Origin of the sequence: Enterobacter sp. MGH 24 (genome assembly GCF_000493015.1) — a bacterium.
Lineage (GTDB): Bacteria > Pseudomonadota > Gammaproteobacteria > Enterobacterales > Enterobacteriaceae > Enterobacter.
The window spans coordinates 977,837-995,394 of sequence record NZ_KI535657.1 but is presented as its reverse complement, the minus strand read 5'-3'; the positions used below and the strand labels follow the sequence as shown (position 1 = coordinate 995,394).

The following is a 17,558-nucleotide window of genomic DNA, read 5'->3' as shown; positions in this document are numbered from 1 at the left end:
CCAAAGAGAGGACACAATGCAGGGTTCTGTGACAGAGTTTCTAAAACCGCGCCTGGTAGATATCGAGCAAGTGAGTTCGACGCACGCCAAGGTGACCCTTGAGCCTTTAGAGCGTGGCTTTGGCCATACTCTGGGTAACGCACTGCGCCGTATTCTGCTCTCATCGATGCCGGGTTGCGCGGTGACCGAGGTTGAGATTGATGGTGTACTTCATGAGTACAGCACCAAAGAAGGCGTTCAGGAAGATATCCTTGAAATCCTGCTCAACCTGAAAGGGCTGGCGGTGAGAGTTCAGGGTAAAGATGAAGTTATTCTTACTCTGAATAAATCTGGCATTGGCCCTGTGACTGCAGCCGACATCACCCACGACGGTGATGTTGAAATCGTCAAGCCGCAGCACGTGATCTGCCACCTGACCGATGAGAACGCAGCGATTAGCATGCGTATCAAAGTTCAGCGCGGTCGTGGTTATGTGCCGGCTTCTGCCCGAATTCATTCGGAAGAAGATGAGCGCCCAATCGGCCGTCTGCTGGTCGACGCATGCTACAGCCCTGTAGAGCGTATTGCCTACAATGTTGAAGCAGCGCGTGTAGAACAGCGTACCGACCTGGACAAGCTGGTCATCGAAATGGAAACCAATGGCACAATCGATCCTGAAGAGGCGATTCGTCGTGCGGCAACCATCCTGGCAGAACAACTGGAAGCTTTCGTTGACTTACGTGATGTACGTCAGCCGGAAGTGAAAGAAGAGAAACCAGAATTCGATCCGATCCTGCTGCGCCCTGTTGACGATCTCGAATTGACTGTCCGCTCTGCTAACTGCCTCAAGGCAGAAGCTATCCACTATATCGGTGATCTGGTACAGCGTACCGAGGTTGAGTTGCTGAAAACGCCGAACCTGGGTAAAAAATCTCTTACTGAGATTAAAGACGTGCTGGCTTCACGTGGTCTGTCTCTGGGCATGCGCCTGGAAAACTGGCCACCGGCAAGCATTGCTGACGAGTAACCGGATCACAGGTTAAGGTTTTACTGAGAAGGATAAGGTCATGCGCCATCGTAAGAGTGGTCGTCAACTGAACCGCAACAGCAGCCATCGCCAGGCTATGTTCCGCAACATGGCAGGTTCACTGGTTCGTCATGAGATCATCAAGACGACCCTGCCTAAAGCGAAAGAGCTGCGTCGCGTAGTTGAGCCGCTGATTACTCTTGCCAAGACTGACAGCGTTGCTAATCGTCGTCTGGCATTCGCCCGTACTCGTGATAACGAGATCGTGGCAAAACTGTTTAACGAACTGGGCCCGCGTTTCGCGAGCCGTGCCGGTGGTTACACTCGCATTCTGAAGTGTGGTTTCCGTGCAGGCGACAACGCGCCGATGGCTTACATCGAGCTGGTTGATCGTTCAGAGAAAGCAGAAGCTGCTGCAGAGTAATCTGCAGTAACGTAAAAAAACCCGCTCCGGCGGGTTTTTTTATATCCGCGATATCCCCACTTCTCTACAATGCCTGTATCAATTCTGTTCATTCCCAGGAGCCGGTAATGTGGTTGCTCGACCAGTGGGCAGAACGCCATATTCGTGATGCCCAAAAAAAAGGCGAATTCGACGATCTTCCGGGCAGCGGCGAACCCCTTGTGCTTGACGATGATTCGCACATCGCACCGGAATTACGGGCTGGATACCGTTTACTGAAAAATGCTGGATGTCTCCCTCCGGAACTCGAACAGCGAAGAGAGGCTGTCGAACTGGCCGATCTTCTCAATGGGATCCGCCATGACGATCCACGACATTCTGAACTTAGCCGCCGCCTCGCCCTCCTTGAACTCAAGTTGCGCCAGGCAGGAATGAACACTGAGTTTCTGCACGGTGAGTACGGTGGAAGATTGATGCAGAAAATAAACGAGGAGTAGCTATGTACCGTATCGGTGAACTTGCGAAACTTGCGAACGTCACGCCGGATACCATCCGGTATTACGAAAAGCAGCAGATGATCGATCATGAAGTTCGCACTGAAGGCGGTTTTCGCCTTTATACCGATAACGATCTGCAGCGCCTGCGGTTTATTCGTTATGCGCGTCAGCTTGGTTTCACGCTGGACTCGATCCGCGAGTTACTATCGATCCGCATCGATCCGGAGCATCACACCTGCCAGGAATCTAAAAGCATTGTGCAGGCCCGCCTGGATGAAGTTGAAGCGCGTATACAGGAACTACAAACCATGCAGCGCTCTCTGCAAAGGCTGAATGATGCCTGCTGCGGTACGGCACACAGCAGCATTTATTGTTCAATCCTCGAAGCCCTTGAGCAGGGAGCGAGTGGTGAAAAGCAGGGCTGTTGATTTTTAGTTCATCCGGGTCTAGACTCCCGTCGTCATAAACCCTGCTCTGGAGACATTATGAGCCGCTATCAGCACACGAAAGGACAAATTAAGGACAATGCCATTGAGGCGTTACTTCACGACCCGTTATTCAGGCAGCGCGTTGAGAAGAATAAAAAAGGGAAAGGAAGTTATCTGCGTAAAGACAAACATGAAAAACGGGGTAACTGGGAGGCCAGTGGCAAGCAAGCGAATCGCTTATTTACCACTGGCCTTCCTGCTTTTATCTGTTGATTATACGCGGTTATTCTGCTCTTTTAACAGATCGCGGATCTCACTCAGCAGCACTTCTTCTTTCGTTGGTGCAGGTGCAGCAGCCGGCTCTTCTTTTTTACGGTTGAGCCTGTTGATCAGCTTGATAGCCATAAAAATGGCAAACGCGACAATCACAAAATCAAATACGTTCTGAATAAATACGCCGTAGTGCATTACTACTGCCGGAACGTCACCCTGCGCTTCACGCAGCGTGAAAGCGAATTGTTTGAAATCAATGCCCCCGATTAACAGCCCTAAAGGTGGCATGATAATGTCGGCCACTAATGATGAAACAATCTTGCCGAATGCTGCACCAATAATGACACCCACCGCCAAATCCACCACGTTCCCGCGCATCGCAAATTCGCGAAATTCTTTAATAAAACTCATTGTTCTCTCCTTGTGCCAGCTGACGAGTATAAGTTTAACAAATGATTAGCCAATTGCCATTCGGGATAATTAAACGTTATGAAAAATAAAAGGCACAGAAATGAAAAGGATAAAGTACGGGTGCTCTTGTCGAGCACCCAACTCTTTAAAGGAAGAATGGACTTGGCTGGAATAAACGTTCGACGTCGGTAATAAACTTTTTATCGGTAAGGAACATAATAACGTGATCGCCTTGCTCAATACGTAAATTGTCATTTGCAATCATGACGTCATTCCCGCGCACAACGGCGCCGATAATCGTGCCTGGTGGCAGCTTAATTTCGTCGATTGACCGGCCCACGACGCGTGACGTGGTTTCATCTCCGTGAGCAACAGCCTCAATAGCTTCCGCCACGCCGCGGCGGAGCGATGACACACCAACAATATCCGCTTTACGGACATGGCTCAGGAGCGCGGATATTGTAGCCTGCTGCGGCGAAATGGCGATATCAATGACGCTGCCCTGAACCAGATCGACATACGCCTTGCGCTGGATAAGCACCATAACTTTTTTAGCCCCCATGCGCTTCGCGAGCATGGCGGACATTATATTCGCCTCGTCGTCGTTGGTGACGGCAATAAACAGATCAACTTGATCAATATGCTCTTCAGCCAGCAACTCCTGATCTGACGCATCGCCATAAAATACGATCGTATTTTGCAGTTTTTCCGCCAGCTCAGCAGCACGCTGTTGATCGCGCTCGATCAACTTAACGCTGTAATCTTTTTCTAACCGATGTGCCAGACCTGCACCGATATTGCCGCCGCCAACCAGCATAATGCGTTTATAAGGTTTTTCGAGACGCTGAAGTTCACTCATCACCGCACGAATATGCTGTGAGGCTGCAATAAAGAAGACCTCATCACCTGCTTCGACGATCGTGGAGCCTTGCGGGCGGATTGGCCTGTCGTGACGGAAAATGGCTGCGACGCGCGTATCGATATGCGGCATGTGCTCGCGCATGGTGGAAAGCGCATTGCCGATCAATGGTCCACCGTAGTAGGCCTTAACCACTGCCAGGCTCACTTTACCCTCGGCAAAGTTCACCACCTGCAGGGCGCCCGGATATTCGATCAGGCGATAGATATTATCGATAACCAACTGTTCCGGCGCGATGAGATGGTCAATAGGAACCGCTTCGGAATTAAACAGTTTTTCAGCATCGCGAACATAGTCCGGAGAGCGAATGCGCGCAATTCGGTTTGGCGTGTTGAAAAGCGAGTAGGCCACCTGGCAGGCCACCATGTTGGTTTCGTCAGAACTGGTTACCGCAACCAGCATGTCGGCATCGTCGGCACCCGCCTCACGAAGAACGCGTGGGTGCGAACCATGGCCCTGCACCACGCGCAGGTCAAACTTGTCCTGTAAGACACGCAGACGATCGCCGTTGGTATCAACAATTGTGATGTCGTTATTTTCGCCAACCAGGTTTTCCGCTAGCGTTCCGCCCACCTGTCCTGCACCCAGAATGATAATCTTCATATCTCGTGACCTGTTCTCAACATCACTCTTTGATTAGCTTAGCGTAAAAGAAGCCATCACCCTCTTCAGCACCCGGCAGGTTCTGCAGACCCGGGGATTCAGGTGTTCCCGTATCGCGCAGCGCGGCGTCCGGGGTACGTTTAAGGAAGGCCGCGATTTGCTGGCTGTTTTCTTCCGGCAGTACGGAGCAGGTTGCATAGACCAGCGTTCCGCCAGGTTTAAGATGTGGCCAAATGGCGTCGAGAATGTCGGATTGCAGTTGGGCAAGTTCCTGAATATCTCGATCGCGGCGTAGCCACTTGATGTCCGGATGACGACGAATAACACCGGTTGCAGAGCAGGGGGCGTCCAGCAAAATGCGATCGAACTGGGTTTCACCACACCATTCTGCGGGTTTGCGTCCATCGCCTTGCTTAACCTGAGCCTTCATGCCCAGACGCTTGAGGTTGTCGTAGACGCGTGAAAGACGCTGTTCATCGACATCCACTGCCATCACGCTGGCCTGCGGAGCCACTTCAAGAATATGCGTCGTTTTGCCCCCAGGCGCGGCGCACAGATCGAGGATCTGCTCACCATTTTGGGGTTCAAGCCAGGTCATGCAACCCTGAGCCGAGGCATCCTGCACGGTTACCCAGCCTTCATCAAAACCGGGTAATGCATGTACCGGTGCCGGTGAGGCTAAGCGTACAGCATCCGGATAGGATTCATGCGGGAATCCACTCATTCCGGCTTCTTCAAGTAATGCCAGCCATGCGTCACGGGTGTGGTGATTTCGATTCACGCGTAACCACATTGGCGGACGCTGGGTGTTGGCATCGGCAATGTCCTGCCACTTCTGCGGATAGGCTTTTTTCAGGCGCTTCAACAGCCAGTCAGGGTGCAGGAAGCGTGCTTCGCTTTGGGCAAATTCAGCCAGAAGATCTTCCTGCTGTCTCTGGAACTGACGCAGTACGCCGTTGATCAGCCCTTTCAGCTGGGGGCGTTTAATCGCAACGGCACCTTCTACCGTCTCAGCCAGCGCGGCATGAGGTGGGATGCGGGTATGAAGAAGCTGATAAAAGCCTACCATAATCAAATAGTGTACGGTGCGCTGCTTGCCTGTCATTGGGCGTGACATCAGCTTGTTAATCAACCACTCAAGCTGTGAAAGCGTGCGCAGAACGCCAAAACAGAGCTCCTGAAGCAGGGCTTTGTCTTTATCAGAGACTTTTTGTTGCAGAGGAGGCAGGACGTTACTTAATGACTGGCCCTGCTCGATAACCTGCTCAACGGCCTGAGCCGCCATACTGCGTAGATTTTGTTTTTTCATAACCGTAAAAATAAAAATGCCCGGAAACACCGGGCCTTAAGGATAAATTTGCTTAGGCAAGACGATTGCCCGGAATAAACCATTCGCGGCGGGAATTTAACAGATCCTGAGCGCTCATGGCCTTCTTGCCGGCCGGTTGTAGCGATTCAAGATTCAGGATCCCTTGCGCAGTCGCCACCTGGATCCCGTTCTTGTTGGCGTCAACAATCGTGCCGGGTTCAGCCGTGGTAGTACCGCTAATGACGGAGGCTTTCCAGACTTTCACCGGCTGCTCATCAATCTCCATCCAGCTCATCGGCCACGGATTAAAAGCGCGGATGCAGCGTTCAAGTTGCGCGGCTGACAGGGACCAGTCGATACGCGCTTCTTCTTTGCTCAGTTTTTCGGCATACGTCACCAGCGCGTCATCCTGAACTTCCGGTTTCGCCGTATTGTCAGCAAGCTGCTGGAGCGTCTCGATAAGCCCTTGTGGACCAAGGTCTGCCAGTTTGTCATACAGCGTAGCGCTGGTATCGTCTGACGTTATGGGGCACGCCAGTTTATACAGCATATCGCCGGTGTCTAAACCTACGTCCATCTTCATGATGGTAACGCCCGTTTCGGCATCACCCGCCCACAGCGAGCGCTGGATAGGTGCAGCTCCACGCCAGCGCGGGAGCAGAGACCCATGCACGTTGATACACCCCAGGCGAGGCATATCGAGCACAGCTTTTGGCAGAATTAAACCGTAAGCCACCACCACCATTACGTCGGCATTCAGGTCAGCAACCAGCTGCTGATTTTCCTGTGGTCGTAACGATGCGGGCTGGAAAACGGGTAGCCCATGCTCTTCTGCCAGCACCTTAACCGGGCTCGGCATCAGTTTTTTACCGCGACCTGCCGGACGGTCAGGCTGGGTAAAGACGCCAACAACCTGGTGACCAGAAGATAACAGCGCGTCAAGATGACGCGCTGCAAAATCAGGGGTTCCCGCGAAGATAATTCGTAGTGTTTTAGACACGATGATCCTTGTATCCGGGGGGACGTTATGCGCGAGAACGCAAACGATCCAGTTTTTCTACTTTCTGACGAATACGCTGCTGTTTCAGCGGCGAGAGATAATCGATAAACAGTTTACCGACCAGGTGATCCATCTCATGCTGAATACAAATCGCCAGCAGGTCGTCGGCTTCCAGTTCGAACGGATTACCGTCACGATCCAGGGCGCGAATTTTCACTTTTTCGGCACGCGGCACTAAAGCACGCTGTTCAGGAATGGACAGACAGCCTTCCTCAATACCGGTTTCGCCACTCTTTTCGAGCAGCTCAGGGTTGATCAGCACCAGACGGCCATCGCGATTTTCAGAAACATCAATCACGATAATACGCTTGTGAATGTCCACCTGCGTCGCCGCCAGGCCAATGCCCTCTTCGGCGTACATGGTATCGAACATATCATCAACGATACGCTGGATTTCTGCATTCACTTCTTTGACCGGTTCAGCGACGATGCGAAGGCGCTCGTCCGGAATATGTAACACTTGCAAAACTGCCATAAATTTCCAGAGTCGTGTTCAGGAGTTGATAAGAATACTCTCTCTATTCTAGACAAATCCCCCATCGATTGACAGCATCAGTGACCAATCGCAATGATTGCGGAGGCCGCTTATGGCAGGGGAAAGGATGACGTCTACCGAGATATGGCTACGGCTAATACACACAGGGTCTCTGTGTGGTGATGTAATGCTGGAAGCGGCTGCGCGACTGCAGACGCAGGAACACATTGATGCACTCGTTGCCAGAAACGCCGGGCTGACAGCAAAGCAGGTTGAACGGTTCTTTGCGCCAGACGAGAGCGAGCTGGAACGTAACCTGATGTGGCTTGAGCAGCCGGGAAATCACTTATTGACGGCCAACCATCCGCTTTATCCCCCTTTACTCCGAACGATTCCTGATTATCCCGGGGCATTATTCGTAAAAGGTAATCCTGAGGCGCTTAATACGGTTCAACTGGCGGTGGTAGGTAGTCGTGCGCCGTCATGGTACGGCGAGCGATGGGGGAAGATCCTTTGCGAACAACTTTCACAAAGCGGTTTCACTATCACCAGCGGGCTGGCCTGCGGTATTGACGGCGTTGCCCACGGCGCGGCGCTGTCAGTTAAAGGACGAAGTGTAGCGGTGCTGGGGAACGGTCTTTTTAGCATCTATCCACGCCGACATCAGGCACTGGCGATGCGGCTTATTGAATCTGACGGTGCGATAGTGTCTGAGTTTCCGCTTTCCGCGCAGCCCCGGCCAGCAAACTTTCCGCGTCGTAATCGCATTATCAGCGGGCTTAGCAAAGGCGTGCTGGTCGTTGAAGCGGCGCGGAGAAGCGGTTCGCTGGTCACGGCGCGATGCGCGCTCGAACAGGGGCGAGAAGTCTTCGCCTTGCCTGGTCCGATAGGCAACCCCGGATGTGAGGGGCCCCACTGGCTGATTAAGCAAGGGGCAACACCGGTAACGGAAGTAGGGGATATTCTTGAAAATTTGCAATATGGGTTGCAATGGCTGCAGGAAGATCCCGAAAAGCGACAATATTCATCAGATCAGGGAAAGGTGGCATTGCCATTTCCCAAGCTCCTGGCTAACGTAGGAGATGAGGTAACACCTGTTGACGTTGTCGCTGAACGTGCCGGCCAACCTGTGCCAGTAACGGTAGCACAGCTACTCGAACTGGAGTTAGCAGGGTGGATCGCAGCTGTACCCGGCGGCTATGTCCGATTAAGGAGGGCATGCCATGTTCGACGTACTGATGTATTTGTTTGAGACTTACATCCATAACGAAGCAGAAATGCGAGTGGATCAGGACAAATTGACACAGGATCTTACCGATGCGGGGTTTGAGCGGGAAGATATCTATAATGCGTTGATGTGGCTGGAAAAACTGGCTGATTATCAGGAAGGCCTTGCCGAACCGATGCAGCTTGCTTCTGACCCATTGTCAGTACGCATTTATACCGCAGAAGAGTGTGAAAGGCTGGACGCCAGCTGCCGGGGGTTCATCTTATTCCTTGAGCAGATTCAGGTGTTGAACCTCGAAACGAGAGAAATGGTGATAGAGCGCGTCATGGCGCTGGATACAGCAGAATTTGAACTGGAAGATCTCAAGTGGGTGATCCTGATGGTTCTGTTTAATATCCCGGGCTGTGAAAACGCCTATCAGCAAATGGAAGAATTACTCTTTGAAGTGAATGAAGGTATGCTGCACTAATTCAATGTGCAGCACCAAGAGTTGTTATGGCCAAATCAGCACTATTCACGGTGCATAAAAACGAGCCCTGCCCGCAGTGCGGGGCTGAACTTGTTATTCGGTCCGGGAAACACGGCCCGTTTCTCGGTTGTTCACACTATCCGGAATGTGATTATGTCCGTCCCCTGAAAAGCCAGGCGGATGGACATATCGTTAAAATTCTGGAGGGGCAGTTTTGTCCACTTTGCGGTGGTGAATTAGCCCTGCGGCAGGGGCGTTTCGGCATGTTCATTGGATGTAGCCGCTACCCGGAATGTGAGCATACGGAACAAATTGATAAGCCTGATGAAACGGCAATTGCGTGCCCTCAGTGTCAGCGCGGTCAATTGGTACAGCGCCGCTCCCGTTATGGTAAGACCTTCCATTCGTGCGATCGCTATCCTGAATGCCAGTTCGTTATCAATTTTAAACCGGTAGCGGGAACCTGCCCTTATTGCAATTATCCGCTACTCATAGAGAAGAAAACCGCGCAAGGAATGAAACGCTTCTGCGCCAGTAAACAATGTGGAAAGCCGGTTACGGCGGATCAAAATAGTGAATAATAACCTGCCATCAGGCGCCATTGCGCATGCAGTGGGCGTACTGAAAAATGAAGAAGTCATCGCCTATCCAACTGAAGCTGTTTTTGGGGTCGGTTGCGATCCTGACAGCGAGACGGCTGTCAGCCGTCTGCTTGCCTTAAAACAAAGACCCGTCGAGAAAGGGCTGATTTTGATCGCTGCGAATTACGAGCAGCTTAAACCCTATATCGATGACTCCATGCTGACACCGGCGCAGCGCGAGACTATCTTCTCCGCGTGGCCTGGACCGGTGACCTTCGTCTTCCCGGCTCAGCCGACAACGCCGCGCTGGTTAACCGGACGTTTTGATTCCCTCGCCGTTCGCGTAACTGACCATCCGCTGGTGGTTGAGCTTTGTCTGGCATTTGGTAAACCGCTGGTCTCAACCAGCGCCAACCTGACCGGATTGCCTCCTTGTCGGACAACCGAAGAAGTGCTGGCCCAGTTCGGGAACGACTTCCCTGTCGTTGTCGGTGAAACGGGAGGGCGCCTGAATCCGTCTGAAATTCGCGACGCTTTGACCGGCGAACGTTTTCGCCAGGGGTAATCTCATGGAAACCTATGCTGTTTTTGGTAATCCGATTGCACACAGCAAGTCACCGTTGATCCATCAGCAATTTGCGAAGCAGCTGCAGATAAATCATCCCTATGGTCGCGTACTGGCACCGGTGGATGCATTTATTCCAACGCTGGAGGCTTTTTTCGCCGCGGGCGGTAAAGGCGCGAATGTGACGGTCCCTTTTAAAGAAGAAGCCTTCGAACGTGCGGATGAGCTGACCGAGCGCGCTTCACTGGCAGGTGCAGTCAATACACTAAAACGGCTTGAGGATGGACGCCTTTTGGGTGACAACACCGACGGAATTGGTTTACTTAGCGATTTGGAACGGTTGTCGTTTATTAAGCCCGGCTTCCGGGTCCTGCTGATTGGTGCGGGTGGCGCATCGCGGGGAGTACTGTTGCCTCTGCTTTCACTGGACTGTGCGGTGACCATTACCAACAGAACCTTTTCCCGCGCAGAAGCGCTGGCGGCGTTGTTTGCGCATACCGGCAGCGTGAGCGCGGTAGCGCTTGACGATCTTGCCGATCGTGAGTTCGATCTTGTCATCAATGCCACGTCCAGCGGCATCAATGGCGAGATCCCGGCAATTCCCGCTTCTCTGGTTAGCGCGCATATGTACTTCTATGACATGTTTTATCAGAAAGGGAAAACGCCTTTTCTTAACTGGTGCGAACAACACGGCGCGAAACAGTTAGCCGATGGACTAGGAATGCTGGTGGGTCAGGCCGCGCATGCGGTGCTGCTCTGGCATGGCGTGCTGCCTGCGGTCGAACCTGTCATTGAAAAGTTAAAGCAGGAGCTTTCTGCGTGAACCAGGCTATTCATTTCCCGGACAGAGAGAACTGGGATGAGAGTAAACAGGCGGTCTGTTTTCCGGTGCTGGTGCAGGGGATGCAGCTTAACTGTGCCATTCATGGGGAAACGCTGTTGCGTCGTTTTGGCGGTTCAGACCCGATAGCGGTATTTTGCGAAAATCGCTGGGATCTGGAAGAGGAAGCCAGCGATTTAATCCGCGAACAGCAGGAAGACGATCAGGGCTGGGTTTGGTTGTCCTGATCCAAATAATCATTCTTCCAGTTAACGTAGTTGTTCGCCGAGTATTTTAATCCTTCGATCTCTGCCTCCTTCAGGGGGCGGATTTGTTTTACCGGGCTTCCCAGATAGAGATAGCCACTCTCCAGCCGTTTGTTCTGCGGGACCAGGCTACCGGCACCAATCATTACGTCATCTTCTACTATGACGCCATCCAGCAAAATCGACCCCATGCCAACAAGTACGCGATTTCCGATAGTGCAGCCGTGTAGCATCACTTTATGGCCGACGGTAACCTCTTCTCCAATGATGAGAGGATTGCCCTCCGGGTTATAGGAGGATTTGTGCGTGACATGCAGAACGCTACCGTCCTGAATATTGGTACGTACACCAATCGACACGTAGTTAACATCACCCCTGATGGCGACGAGGGGCCAGATGCTGACGTCGTCGGCCATTCGGACATCACCAATCACCACACTGCTGGCATCGATCATCACGCGATCGCCTTTTTGGGGGAACAGATCTTTATAAGGACGTAATACTGCGGGCATATCTACCTCTAACAATGAGCGCTATACAGAAGACTTTGATCATAGTAATGGATCGAGGCAAGGCAAAATACGTCAATATTTAAGCAGATCGGGCGGGATTTCAGCGAAAAGCGCGGAAAATCAGCAGTCGGAAAAAAAGATCTAAAAAATACTTGTGCTAAAAAATGGGATCCCTATAATGCGCCTCCATCGACACGGCGGATGTGAATCACTTCACAAACAACCCGGTCGGTTGAAGAGAAAAAATCCTGAAATAACGGGTTGACTCTGAAAGAGGAAAGCGTAATATACGCCACCTCGCAACGGTGAGCGAAAGCCGCGTTGCACTGTTCTTTAACAATTTATCAGACAATCTGTGTGGGCACTCAAAGTGACATGGATTCTTAACGTCGCAAGACGAAAAATGAATACCAAGTCTCTGAGTGAACATACGTAATTCATTACGAAGTTTAATTCACGAGCATCAAACTTAAATTGAAGAGTTTGATCATGGCTCAGATTGAACGCTGGCGGCAGGCCTAACACATGCAAGTCGAGCGGTAGCACAGGGAGCTTGCTCCTGGGTGACGAGCGGCGGACGGGTGAGTAATGTCTGGGAAACTGCCTGATGGAGGGGGATAACTACTGGAAACGGTAGCTAATACCGCATAACGTCGCAAGACCAAAGAGGGGGACCTTCGGGCCTCTTGCCATCAGATGTGCCCAGATGGGATTAGCTAGTAGGTGGGGTAACGGCTCACCTAGGCGACGATCCCTAGCTGGTCTGAGAGGATGACCAGCCACACTGGAACTGAGACACGGTCCAGACTCCTACGGGAGGCAGCAGTGGGGAATATTGCACAATGGGCGCAAGCCTGATGCAGCCATGCCGCGTGTATGAAGAAGGCCTTCGGGTTGTAAAGTACTTTCAGCGGGGAGGAAGGTGCTGAGGTTAATAACCTCAGCAATTGACGTTACCCGCAGAAGAAGCACCGGCTAACTCCGTGCCAGCAGCCGCGGTAATACGGAGGGTGCAAGCGTTAATCGGAATTACTGGGCGTAAAGCGCACGCAGGCGGTCTGTCAAGTCGGATGTGAAATCCCCGGGCTCAACCTGGGAACTGCATTCGAAACTGGCAGGCTAGAGTCTTGTAGAGGGGGGTAGAATTCCAGGTGTAGCGGTGAAATGCGTAGAGATCTGGAGGAATACCGGTGGCGAAGGCGGCCCCCTGGACAAAGACTGACGCTCAGGTGCGAAAGCGTGGGGAGCAAACAGGATTAGATACCCTGGTAGTCCACGCCGTAAACGATGTCGACTTGGAGGTTGTGCCCTTGAGGCGTGGCTTCCGGAGCTAACGCGTTAAGTCGACCGCCTGGGGAGTACGGCCGCAAGGTTAAAACTCAAATGAATTGACGGGGGCCCGCACAAGCGGTGGAGCATGTGGTTTAATTCGATGCAACGCGAAGAACCTTACCTACTCTTGACATCCAGAGAACTTTCCAGAGATGGATTGGTGCCTTCGGGAACTCTGAGACAGGTGCTGCATGGCTGTCGTCAGCTCGTGTTGTGAAATGTTGGGTTAAGTCCCGCAACGAGCGCAACCCTTATCCTTTGTTGCCAGCGGTTAGGCCGGGAACTCAAAGGAGACTGCCAGTGATAAACTGGAGGAAGGTGGGGATGACGTCAAGTCATCATGGCCCTTACGAGTAGGGCTACACACGTGCTACAATGGCGCATACAAAGAGAAGCGACCTCGCGAGAGCAAGCGGACCTCATAAAGTGCGTCGTAGTCCGGATTGGAGTCTGCAACTCGACTCCATGAAGTCGGAATCGCTAGTAATCGTAGATCAGAATGCTACGGTGAATACGTTCCCGGGCCTTGTACACACCGCCCGTCACACCATGGGAGTGGGTTGCAAAAGAAGTAGGTAGCTTAACCTTCGGGAGGGCGCTTACCACTTTGTGATTCATGACTGGGGTGAAGTCGTAACAAGGTAACCGTAGGGGAACCTGCGGTTGGATCACCTCCTTACCTTAAAGAACCTGCCTTTGTAGTGCTCACACAGATTGTCTGATGAAAAGTAAATAGCAAGGCGTCTTGCGATTGAGACTTACACGTCCCCTTCGTCTAGAGGCCCAGGACACCGCCCTTTCACGGCGGTAACAGGGGTTCGAATCCCCTAGGGGACGCCACTTGCTGGTTCGTGAGTGAAAGTCACCTGCCGTCATATCTCAAAACTCATCTTCGGGTGACGTTTGAGATATTTGCTCTTTAAAAATCTGGATCAAGCTGAAAATTGAAACGACACACAGTTAATGTGTGTTCGAGTCTCTCAAATTTTCGCAAGTCGATGGTGAATCGAAAGAAACATCTTCGGGTTGTGAGGTTAAGCGACTAAGCGTACACGGTGGATGCCCTGGCAGTCAGAGGCGATGAAGGACGTGCTAATCTGCGAAAAGCGCCGGCGAGGTGATATGAACCTTTGACCCGGCGATGTCCGAATGGGGAAACCCAGTGTGATTCGTCACACTATCGTTAACTGAATACATAGGTTAACGAGGCGAACCGGGGGAACTGAAACATCTAAGTACCCCGAGGAAAAGAAATCAACCGAGATTCCCCCAGTAGCGGCGAGCGAACGGGGAGCAGCCCAGAGTCTGAATCAGCTTGTGTGTTAGTGGAAGCGTCTGGAAAGTCGCACGGTACAGGGTGACAGTCCCGTACACGAAAGCACACAGGTTGTGAACTCGAAGAGTAGGGCGGGACACGTGGTATCCTGTCTGAATATGGGGGGACCATCCTCCAAGGCTAAATACTCCTGACTGACCGATAGTGAACCAGTACCGTGAGGGAAAGGCGAAAAGAACCCCGGCGAGGGGAGTGAAAAAGAACCTGAAACCGTGTACGTACAAGCAGTGGGAGCACCTTCGTGGTGTGACTGCGTACCTTTTGTATAATGGGTCAGCGACTTATATTCTGTAGCAAGGTTAACCGTATAGGGGAGCCGAAGGGAAACCGAGTCTTAACTGGGCGTTAAGTTGCAGGGTATAGACCCGAAACCCGGTGATCTAGCCATGGGCAGGTTGAAGGTTGGGTAACACTAACTGGAGGACCGAACCGACTAATGTTGAAAAATTAGCGGATGACTTGTGGCTGGGGGTGAAAGGCCAATCAAACCGGGAGATAGCTGGTTCTCCCCGAAAGCTATTTAGGTAGCGCCTCGTGAACTCATCTTCGGGGGTAGAGCACTGTTTCGGCTAGGGGGCCATCCCGGCTTACCAACCCGATGCAAACTACGAATACCGAAGAATGTTATCACGGGAGACACACGGCGGGTGCTAACGTCCGTCGTGAAGAGGGAAACAACCCAGACCGCCAGCTAAGGTCCCAAAGTCATGGTTAAGTGGGAAACGATGTGGGAAGGCACAGACAGCCAGGATGTTGGCTTAGAAGCAGCCATCATTTAAAGAAAGCGTAATAGCTCACTGGTCGAGTCGGCCTGCGCGGAAGATGTAACGGGGCTAAACCATGCACCGAAGCTGCGGCAGCGACACTTAGGTGTTGTTGGGTAGGGGAGCGTTCTGTAAGCCGTTGAAGGTGTCCTGTGAGGGGTGCTGGAGGTATCAGAAGTGCGAATGCTGACATAAGTAACGATAAAGCGGGTGAAAAGCCCGCTCGCCGGAAGACCAAGGGTTCCTGTCCAACGTTAATCGGGGCAGGGTGAGTCGACCCCTAAGGCGAGGCCGAAAGGCGTAGTCGATGGGAAACAGGTTAATATTCCTGTACTTGGTGTTACTGCGAAGGGGGGACGGAGAAGGCTATGTTAGCCGGGCGACGGTTGTCCCGGTTTAAGCATGTAGGCGGAGGTTCCAGGTAAATCCGGTCGTTTATTAACGCTGAGGTGTGATGACGAGGCACTACGGTGCTGAAGTAACAAATGCCCTGCTTCCAGGAAAAGCCTCTAAGCATCAGGTAACACGAAATCGTACCCCAAACCGACACAGGTGGTCAGGTAGAGAATACCAAGGCGCTTGAGAGAACTCGGGTGAAGGAACTAGGCAAAATGGTGCCGTAACTTCGGGAGAAGGCACGCTGATATGTAGGTGAAGCCCCTGCGGGTGGAGCTGAAATCAGTCGAAGATACCAGCTGGCTGCAACTGTTTATTAAAAACACAGCACTGTGCAAACACGAAAGTGGACGTATACGGTGTGACGCCTGCCCGGTGCCGGAAGGTTAATTGATGGGGTTAGCGGCAACGCGAAGCTCTTGATCGAAGCCCCGGTAAACGGCGGCCGTAACTATAACGGTCCTAAGGTAGCGAAATTCCTTGTCGGGTAAGTTCCGACCTGCACGAATGGCGTAATGATGGCCAGGCTGTCTCCACCCGAGACTCAGTGAAATTGAACTCGCTGTGAAGATGCAGTGTACCCGCGGCAAGACGGAAAGACCCCGTGAACCTTTACTATAGCTTGACACTGAACACTGGTCCTTGATGTGTAGGATAGGTGGGAGGCTTTGAAGCGTGGACGCCAGTCTGCGTGGAGCCGCCCTTGAAATACCACCCTTTAATGGCTGGTGTTCTAACGTAGACCCGTTACCCGGGTTGCGGACAGTGTCTGGTGGGTAGTTTGACTGGGGCGGTCTCCTCCCAAAGAGTAACGGAGGAGCACGAAGGTTAGCTAATCCTGGTCGGACATCAGGAGGTTAGTGCAATGGCATAAGCTAGCTTGACTGCGAGAGTGACGGCTCGAGCAGGTGCGAAAGCAGGTCATAGTGATCCGGTGGTTCTGAATGGAAGGGCCATCGCTCAACGGATAAAAGGTACTCCGGGGATAACAGGCTGATACCGCCCAAGAGTTCATATCGACGGCGGTGTTTGGCACCTCGATGTCGGCTCATCACATCCTGGGGCTGAAGTAGGTCCCAAGGGTATGGCTGTTCGCCATTTAAAGTGGTACGCGAGCTGGGTTTAGAACGTCGTGAGACAGTTCGGTCCCTATCTGCCGTGGGCGCTGGAGAATTGAGGGGGGCTGCTCCTAGTACGAGAGGACCGGAGTGGACGCATCACTGGTGTTCGGGTTGTCATGCCAATGGCATTGCCCGGTAGCTAAATGCGGAAAAGATAAGTGCTGAAAGCATCTAAGCACGAAACTTGCCCCGAGATGAGTTCTCCCTGAGACTTTAAGTCTCCTGAAGGAACGTTGAAGACTACGACGTTGATAGGTCGGGTGTGTAAGCGCAGCGATGCGTTGAGCTAACCGATACTAATGAACCGTGAGGCTTAACCTTACAACGCCGAAGCTGTTTCGGCGGATGAGACAGACACGATATTTTCAGCTTTGATACAGATTTAACAGAATTTGCCTGGCGGCTTTAGCGCGGTGGTCCCACCTGACCCCATGCCGAACTCAGAAGTGAAACGCCGTAGCGCCGATGGTAGTGTGGGGTCTCCCCATGTGAGAGTAGGGAACTGCCAGACATCAAATAAGTGAGAAGGCCATCCGAAAGGATGGCCTTTTTGCGTTTATGCGCCGAAAAAACGGTAGGCCGGGTGAGGCGAAGCCGCCACCCGGCAGAGCAAACGACTAATGAATTACCTGCGACAGGAATGCTCGCGTACGTTCTGACTTCGGATGCGCAAAAAACTCATCCGGCGGTGCCTGCTCAACAATCTCCCCGCGATCCATAAAGATCACCCGGTCGGCCACGGTTCGCGCAAACCCCATCTCATGCGTCACGCACAGCATGGTCA

The 17,558-nt window shown here is 52.4% G+C and carries 17 protein-coding genes, 1 tRNA gene, 3 rRNA genes and 1 pseudogene; 15 read left to right on the top strand and 7 right to left on the bottom strand.

The annotated features are described in order from the left end of the window. Positions 1–16 precede the first annotated feature (16 nt). From rpoA to L370_RS17100, 5 genes are all read left to right on the top strand, one after another. Positions 17–1,006 (top strand): DNA-directed RNA polymerase subunit alpha, encoded by a 990-nt coding sequence (gene rpoA, locus L370_RS17080; protein WP_002919219.1) that lies wholly within the window; start codon positions 17–19, stop codon positions 1,004–1,006. A gap of 40 nt (positions 1,007–1,046) precedes the next feature. Next, the gene (gene rplQ / locus L370_RS17085; protein WP_001216368.1) at positions 1,047–1,430 is read left to right on the top strand and encodes a 50S ribosomal protein L17; all 384 of its coding nucleotides are present in this window, start codon (positions 1,047–1,049) and stop codon (positions 1,428–1,430) included. A 107-nt stretch (positions 1,431–1,537) separates the two neighbouring features. Next, positions 1,538–1,906, top strand: a complete 369-nt coding sequence (locus L370_RS17090) for a DnaJ family domain-containing protein (RefSeq protein ID WP_023333667.1) — start codon at positions 1,538–1,540, stop codon at positions 1,904–1,906. A 2-nt stretch (positions 1,907–1,908) separates the two neighbouring features. Further along, complete coding sequence (zntR, locus tag L370_RS17095) at positions 1,909–2,334, top strand: Zn(2+)-responsive transcriptional regulator (RefSeq protein ID WP_023333666.1); 426 nt, start codon at positions 1,909–1,911, stop codon at positions 2,332–2,334. A 57-nt stretch (positions 2,335–2,391) separates the two neighbouring features. Beyond that, positions 2,392–2,607, top strand: a complete 216-nt coding sequence (locus L370_RS17100) for an alternative ribosome-rescue factor A (RefSeq protein ID WP_023333665.1) — start codon at positions 2,392–2,394, stop codon at positions 2,605–2,607. Here the strand turns inward: L370_RS17100 and mscL are convergent, their stop codons facing one another. From mscL to def, 5 genes are all read right to left on the bottom strand, one after another. Continuing rightward, a complete protein-coding gene (mscL, locus tag L370_RS17105; RefSeq protein ID WP_023309449.1) occupies positions 2,608–3,018 on the bottom strand; it encodes a large-conductance mechanosensitive channel protein MscL in 411 nt (136 codons plus the stop codon). A gap of 145 nt (positions 3,019–3,163) precedes the next feature. Next, the gene (gene trkA / locus L370_RS17110; RefSeq protein ID WP_008503482.1) at positions 3,164–4,540 is read right to left on the bottom strand and encodes a Trk system potassium transporter TrkA; all 1,377 of its coding nucleotides are present in this window, start codon (positions 4,538–4,540) and stop codon (positions 3,164–3,166) included. 22 nt (positions 4,541–4,562) lie between these two features. Next, on the bottom strand, positions 4,563–5,849 hold the full coding sequence (gene rsmB / locus L370_RS17115; RefSeq protein ID WP_032666678.1) for a 16S rRNA (cytosine(967)-C(5))-methyltransferase RsmB: 1,287 nt from the start codon (positions 5,847–5,849) through the stop codon (positions 4,563–4,565). A gap of 52 nt (positions 5,850–5,901) precedes the next feature. Then, positions 5,902–6,849 carry a methionyl-tRNA formyltransferase gene (gene fmt, locus L370_RS17120; RefSeq protein ID WP_023333663.1) on the bottom strand — a complete coding sequence of 316 codons (948 nt, stop codon included), beginning with the start codon at positions 6,847–6,849 and terminating at the stop codon, positions 5,902–5,904. Positions 6,850–6,874: 25 nt separating this feature from the next. Continuing rightward, positions 6,875–7,384: a peptide deformylase gene (def, locus tag L370_RS17125; RefSeq protein ID WP_008503479.1), complete on the bottom strand. Its 510-nt coding sequence runs from the start codon at positions 7,382–7,384 to the stop codon at positions 6,875–6,877. A gap of 127 nt (positions 7,385–7,511) precedes the next feature. Here def and dprA point away from each other — a divergent pair, with 127 nt between their 5' ends. Genes dprA through L370_RS17155 form a run of 6 tightly spaced genes read left to right on the top strand, consistent with a single transcriptional unit; the run spans position 7,512 to position 11,295 of the window. After that, a complete protein-coding gene (gene dprA, locus L370_RS17130; protein WP_032641529.1) occupies positions 7,512–8,636 on the top strand; it encodes a DNA-protecting protein DprA in 1,125 nt (374 codons plus the stop codon). Continuing rightward, the gene (gene smg, locus L370_RS17135; RefSeq protein ID WP_008503477.1) at positions 8,608–9,081 is read left to right on the top strand and encodes a DUF494 family protein Smg; all 474 of its coding nucleotides are present in this window, start codon (positions 8,608–8,610) and stop codon (positions 9,079–9,081) included. Before dprA ends, smg begins: the two co-directional genes overlap by 29 nt. 26 nt (positions 9,082–9,107) lie before the next feature. Then, on the top strand, positions 9,108–9,662 hold the full coding sequence (locus L370_RS17140) for a DNA topoisomerase family protein (RefSeq protein WP_023333661.1): 555 nt from the start codon (positions 9,108–9,110) through the stop codon (positions 9,660–9,662). Further along, entirely contained in the window at positions 9,655–10,227 is a 573-nt protein-coding gene (tsaC, locus tag L370_RS17145; RefSeq protein WP_023333660.1) for an L-threonylcarbamoyladenylate synthase type 1 TsaC, read from the top strand. The genes L370_RS17140 and tsaC overlap by 8 nt, the downstream gene beginning before the upstream one ends. A 4-nt stretch (positions 10,228–10,231) precedes the next feature. Next, a complete protein-coding gene (gene aroE / locus L370_RS17150; protein WP_023309443.1) occupies positions 10,232–11,050 on the top strand; it encodes a shikimate dehydrogenase in 819 nt (272 codons plus the stop codon). Further along, positions 11,047–11,295: a DUF1488 family protein gene (locus L370_RS17155; protein ID WP_023333659.1), complete on the top strand. Its 249-nt coding sequence runs from the start codon at positions 11,047–11,049 to the stop codon at positions 11,293–11,295. The genes aroE and L370_RS17155 overlap by 4 nt, the downstream gene beginning before the upstream one ends. Here L370_RS17155 and L370_RS17160 read toward each other — a convergent pair. Then, positions 11,271–11,825, bottom strand: a complete 555-nt coding sequence (locus L370_RS17160) for a gamma carbonic anhydrase family protein (RefSeq protein ID WP_023333658.1) — start codon at positions 11,823–11,825, stop codon at positions 11,271–11,273. The genes L370_RS17155 and L370_RS17160 overlap by 25 nt on opposite strands. A 471-nt stretch (positions 11,826–12,296) precedes the next feature. On the opposite strand from L370_RS17160, the gene L370_RS17165 reads away from it, so the two are divergent. The 4 genes from L370_RS17165 to rrf all read left to right on the top strand — a co-directional run bounded on the left by L370_RS17165 (position 12,297) and on the right by rrf (position 17,285). Continuing rightward, a 16S ribosomal RNA gene (locus tag L370_RS17165) occupies positions 12,297–13,836 on the top strand. A gap of 85 nt (positions 13,837–13,921) precedes the next feature. Further along, positions 13,922–13,997: transfer RNA gene (locus tag L370_RS17170), tRNA-Glu, on the top strand. Between the two features lie 192 nt (positions 13,998–14,189). Continuing rightward, positions 14,190–17,095, top strand: a 23S ribosomal RNA gene (locus L370_RS17175). 74 nt (positions 17,096–17,169) lie between these two features. Continuing rightward, positions 17,170–17,285, top strand: a 5S ribosomal RNA gene (rrf, locus tag L370_RS17180). The 16S, 23S and 5S rRNA genes sit together here with 1 tRNA gene alongside, the layout of an rRNA operon. 106 nt (positions 17,286–17,391) lie before the next feature. On the opposite strand, the pseudogene L370_RS22560 reads toward rrf, so the two are convergent. After that, a pseudogene (locus L370_RS22560) lies at positions 17,392–17,558 on the bottom strand (amino acid ABC transporter ATP-binding protein); the annotation flags it as partial.

What these genes read in the sequence shown, in the direction of transcription:
- rpoA (WP_002919219.1), top strand. Translation starts at nt 17, where the DNA reads ATGCAGGGTTCTGTGACAGAGTTTCTAAAACCGCGCCTGGTAGATATC.
- rplQ (WP_001216368.1), top strand. Translation starts at nt 1,047, where the DNA reads ATGCGCCATCGTAAGAGTGGTCGTCAACTGAACCGCAACAGCAGCCAT.
- L370_RS17090 (WP_023333667.1), top strand. Translation starts at nt 1,538, where the DNA reads ATGTGGTTGCTCGACCAGTGGGCAGAACGCCATATTCGTGATGCCCAA.
- zntR (WP_023333666.1), top strand. Translation starts at nt 1,909, where the DNA reads ATGTACCGTATCGGTGAACTTGCGAAACTTGCGAACGTCACGCCGGAT.
- L370_RS17100 (WP_023333665.1), top strand. Translation starts at nt 2,392, where the DNA reads ATGAGCCGCTATCAGCACACGAAAGGACAAATTAAGGACAATGCCATT.
- mscL (WP_023309449.1), bottom strand. Translation starts at nt 3,018, where the DNA reads ATGAGTTTTATTAAAGAATTTCGCGAATTTGCGATGCGCGGGAACGTG.
- trkA (WP_008503482.1), bottom strand. Translation starts at nt 4,540, where the DNA reads ATGAAGATTATCATTCTGGGTGCAGGACAGGTGGGCGGAACGCTAGCG.
- rsmB (WP_032666678.1), bottom strand. Translation starts at nt 5,849, where the DNA reads ATGAAAAAACAAAATCTACGCAGTATGGCGGCTCAGGCCGTTGAGCAG.
- def (WP_008503479.1), bottom strand. Translation starts at nt 7,384, where the DNA reads ATGGCAGTTTTGCAAGTGTTACATATTCCGGACGAGCGCCTTCGCATC.
- dprA (WP_032641529.1), top strand. Translation starts at nt 7,512, where the DNA reads ATGACGTCTACCGAGATATGGCTACGGCTAATACACACAGGGTCTCTG.
- smg (WP_008503477.1), top strand. Translation starts at nt 8,608, where the DNA reads ATGTTCGACGTACTGATGTATTTGTTTGAGACTTACATCCATAACGAA.
- L370_RS17140 (WP_023333661.1), top strand. Translation starts at nt 9,108, where the DNA reads ATGGCCAAATCAGCACTATTCACGGTGCATAAAAACGAGCCCTGCCCG.
- aroE (WP_023309443.1), top strand. Translation starts at nt 10,232, where the DNA reads ATGGAAACCTATGCTGTTTTTGGTAATCCGATTGCACACAGCAAGTCA.
- L370_RS17160 (WP_023333658.1), bottom strand. Translation starts at nt 11,825, where the DNA reads ATGCCCGCAGTATTACGTCCTTATAAAGATCTGTTCCCCCAAAAAGGC.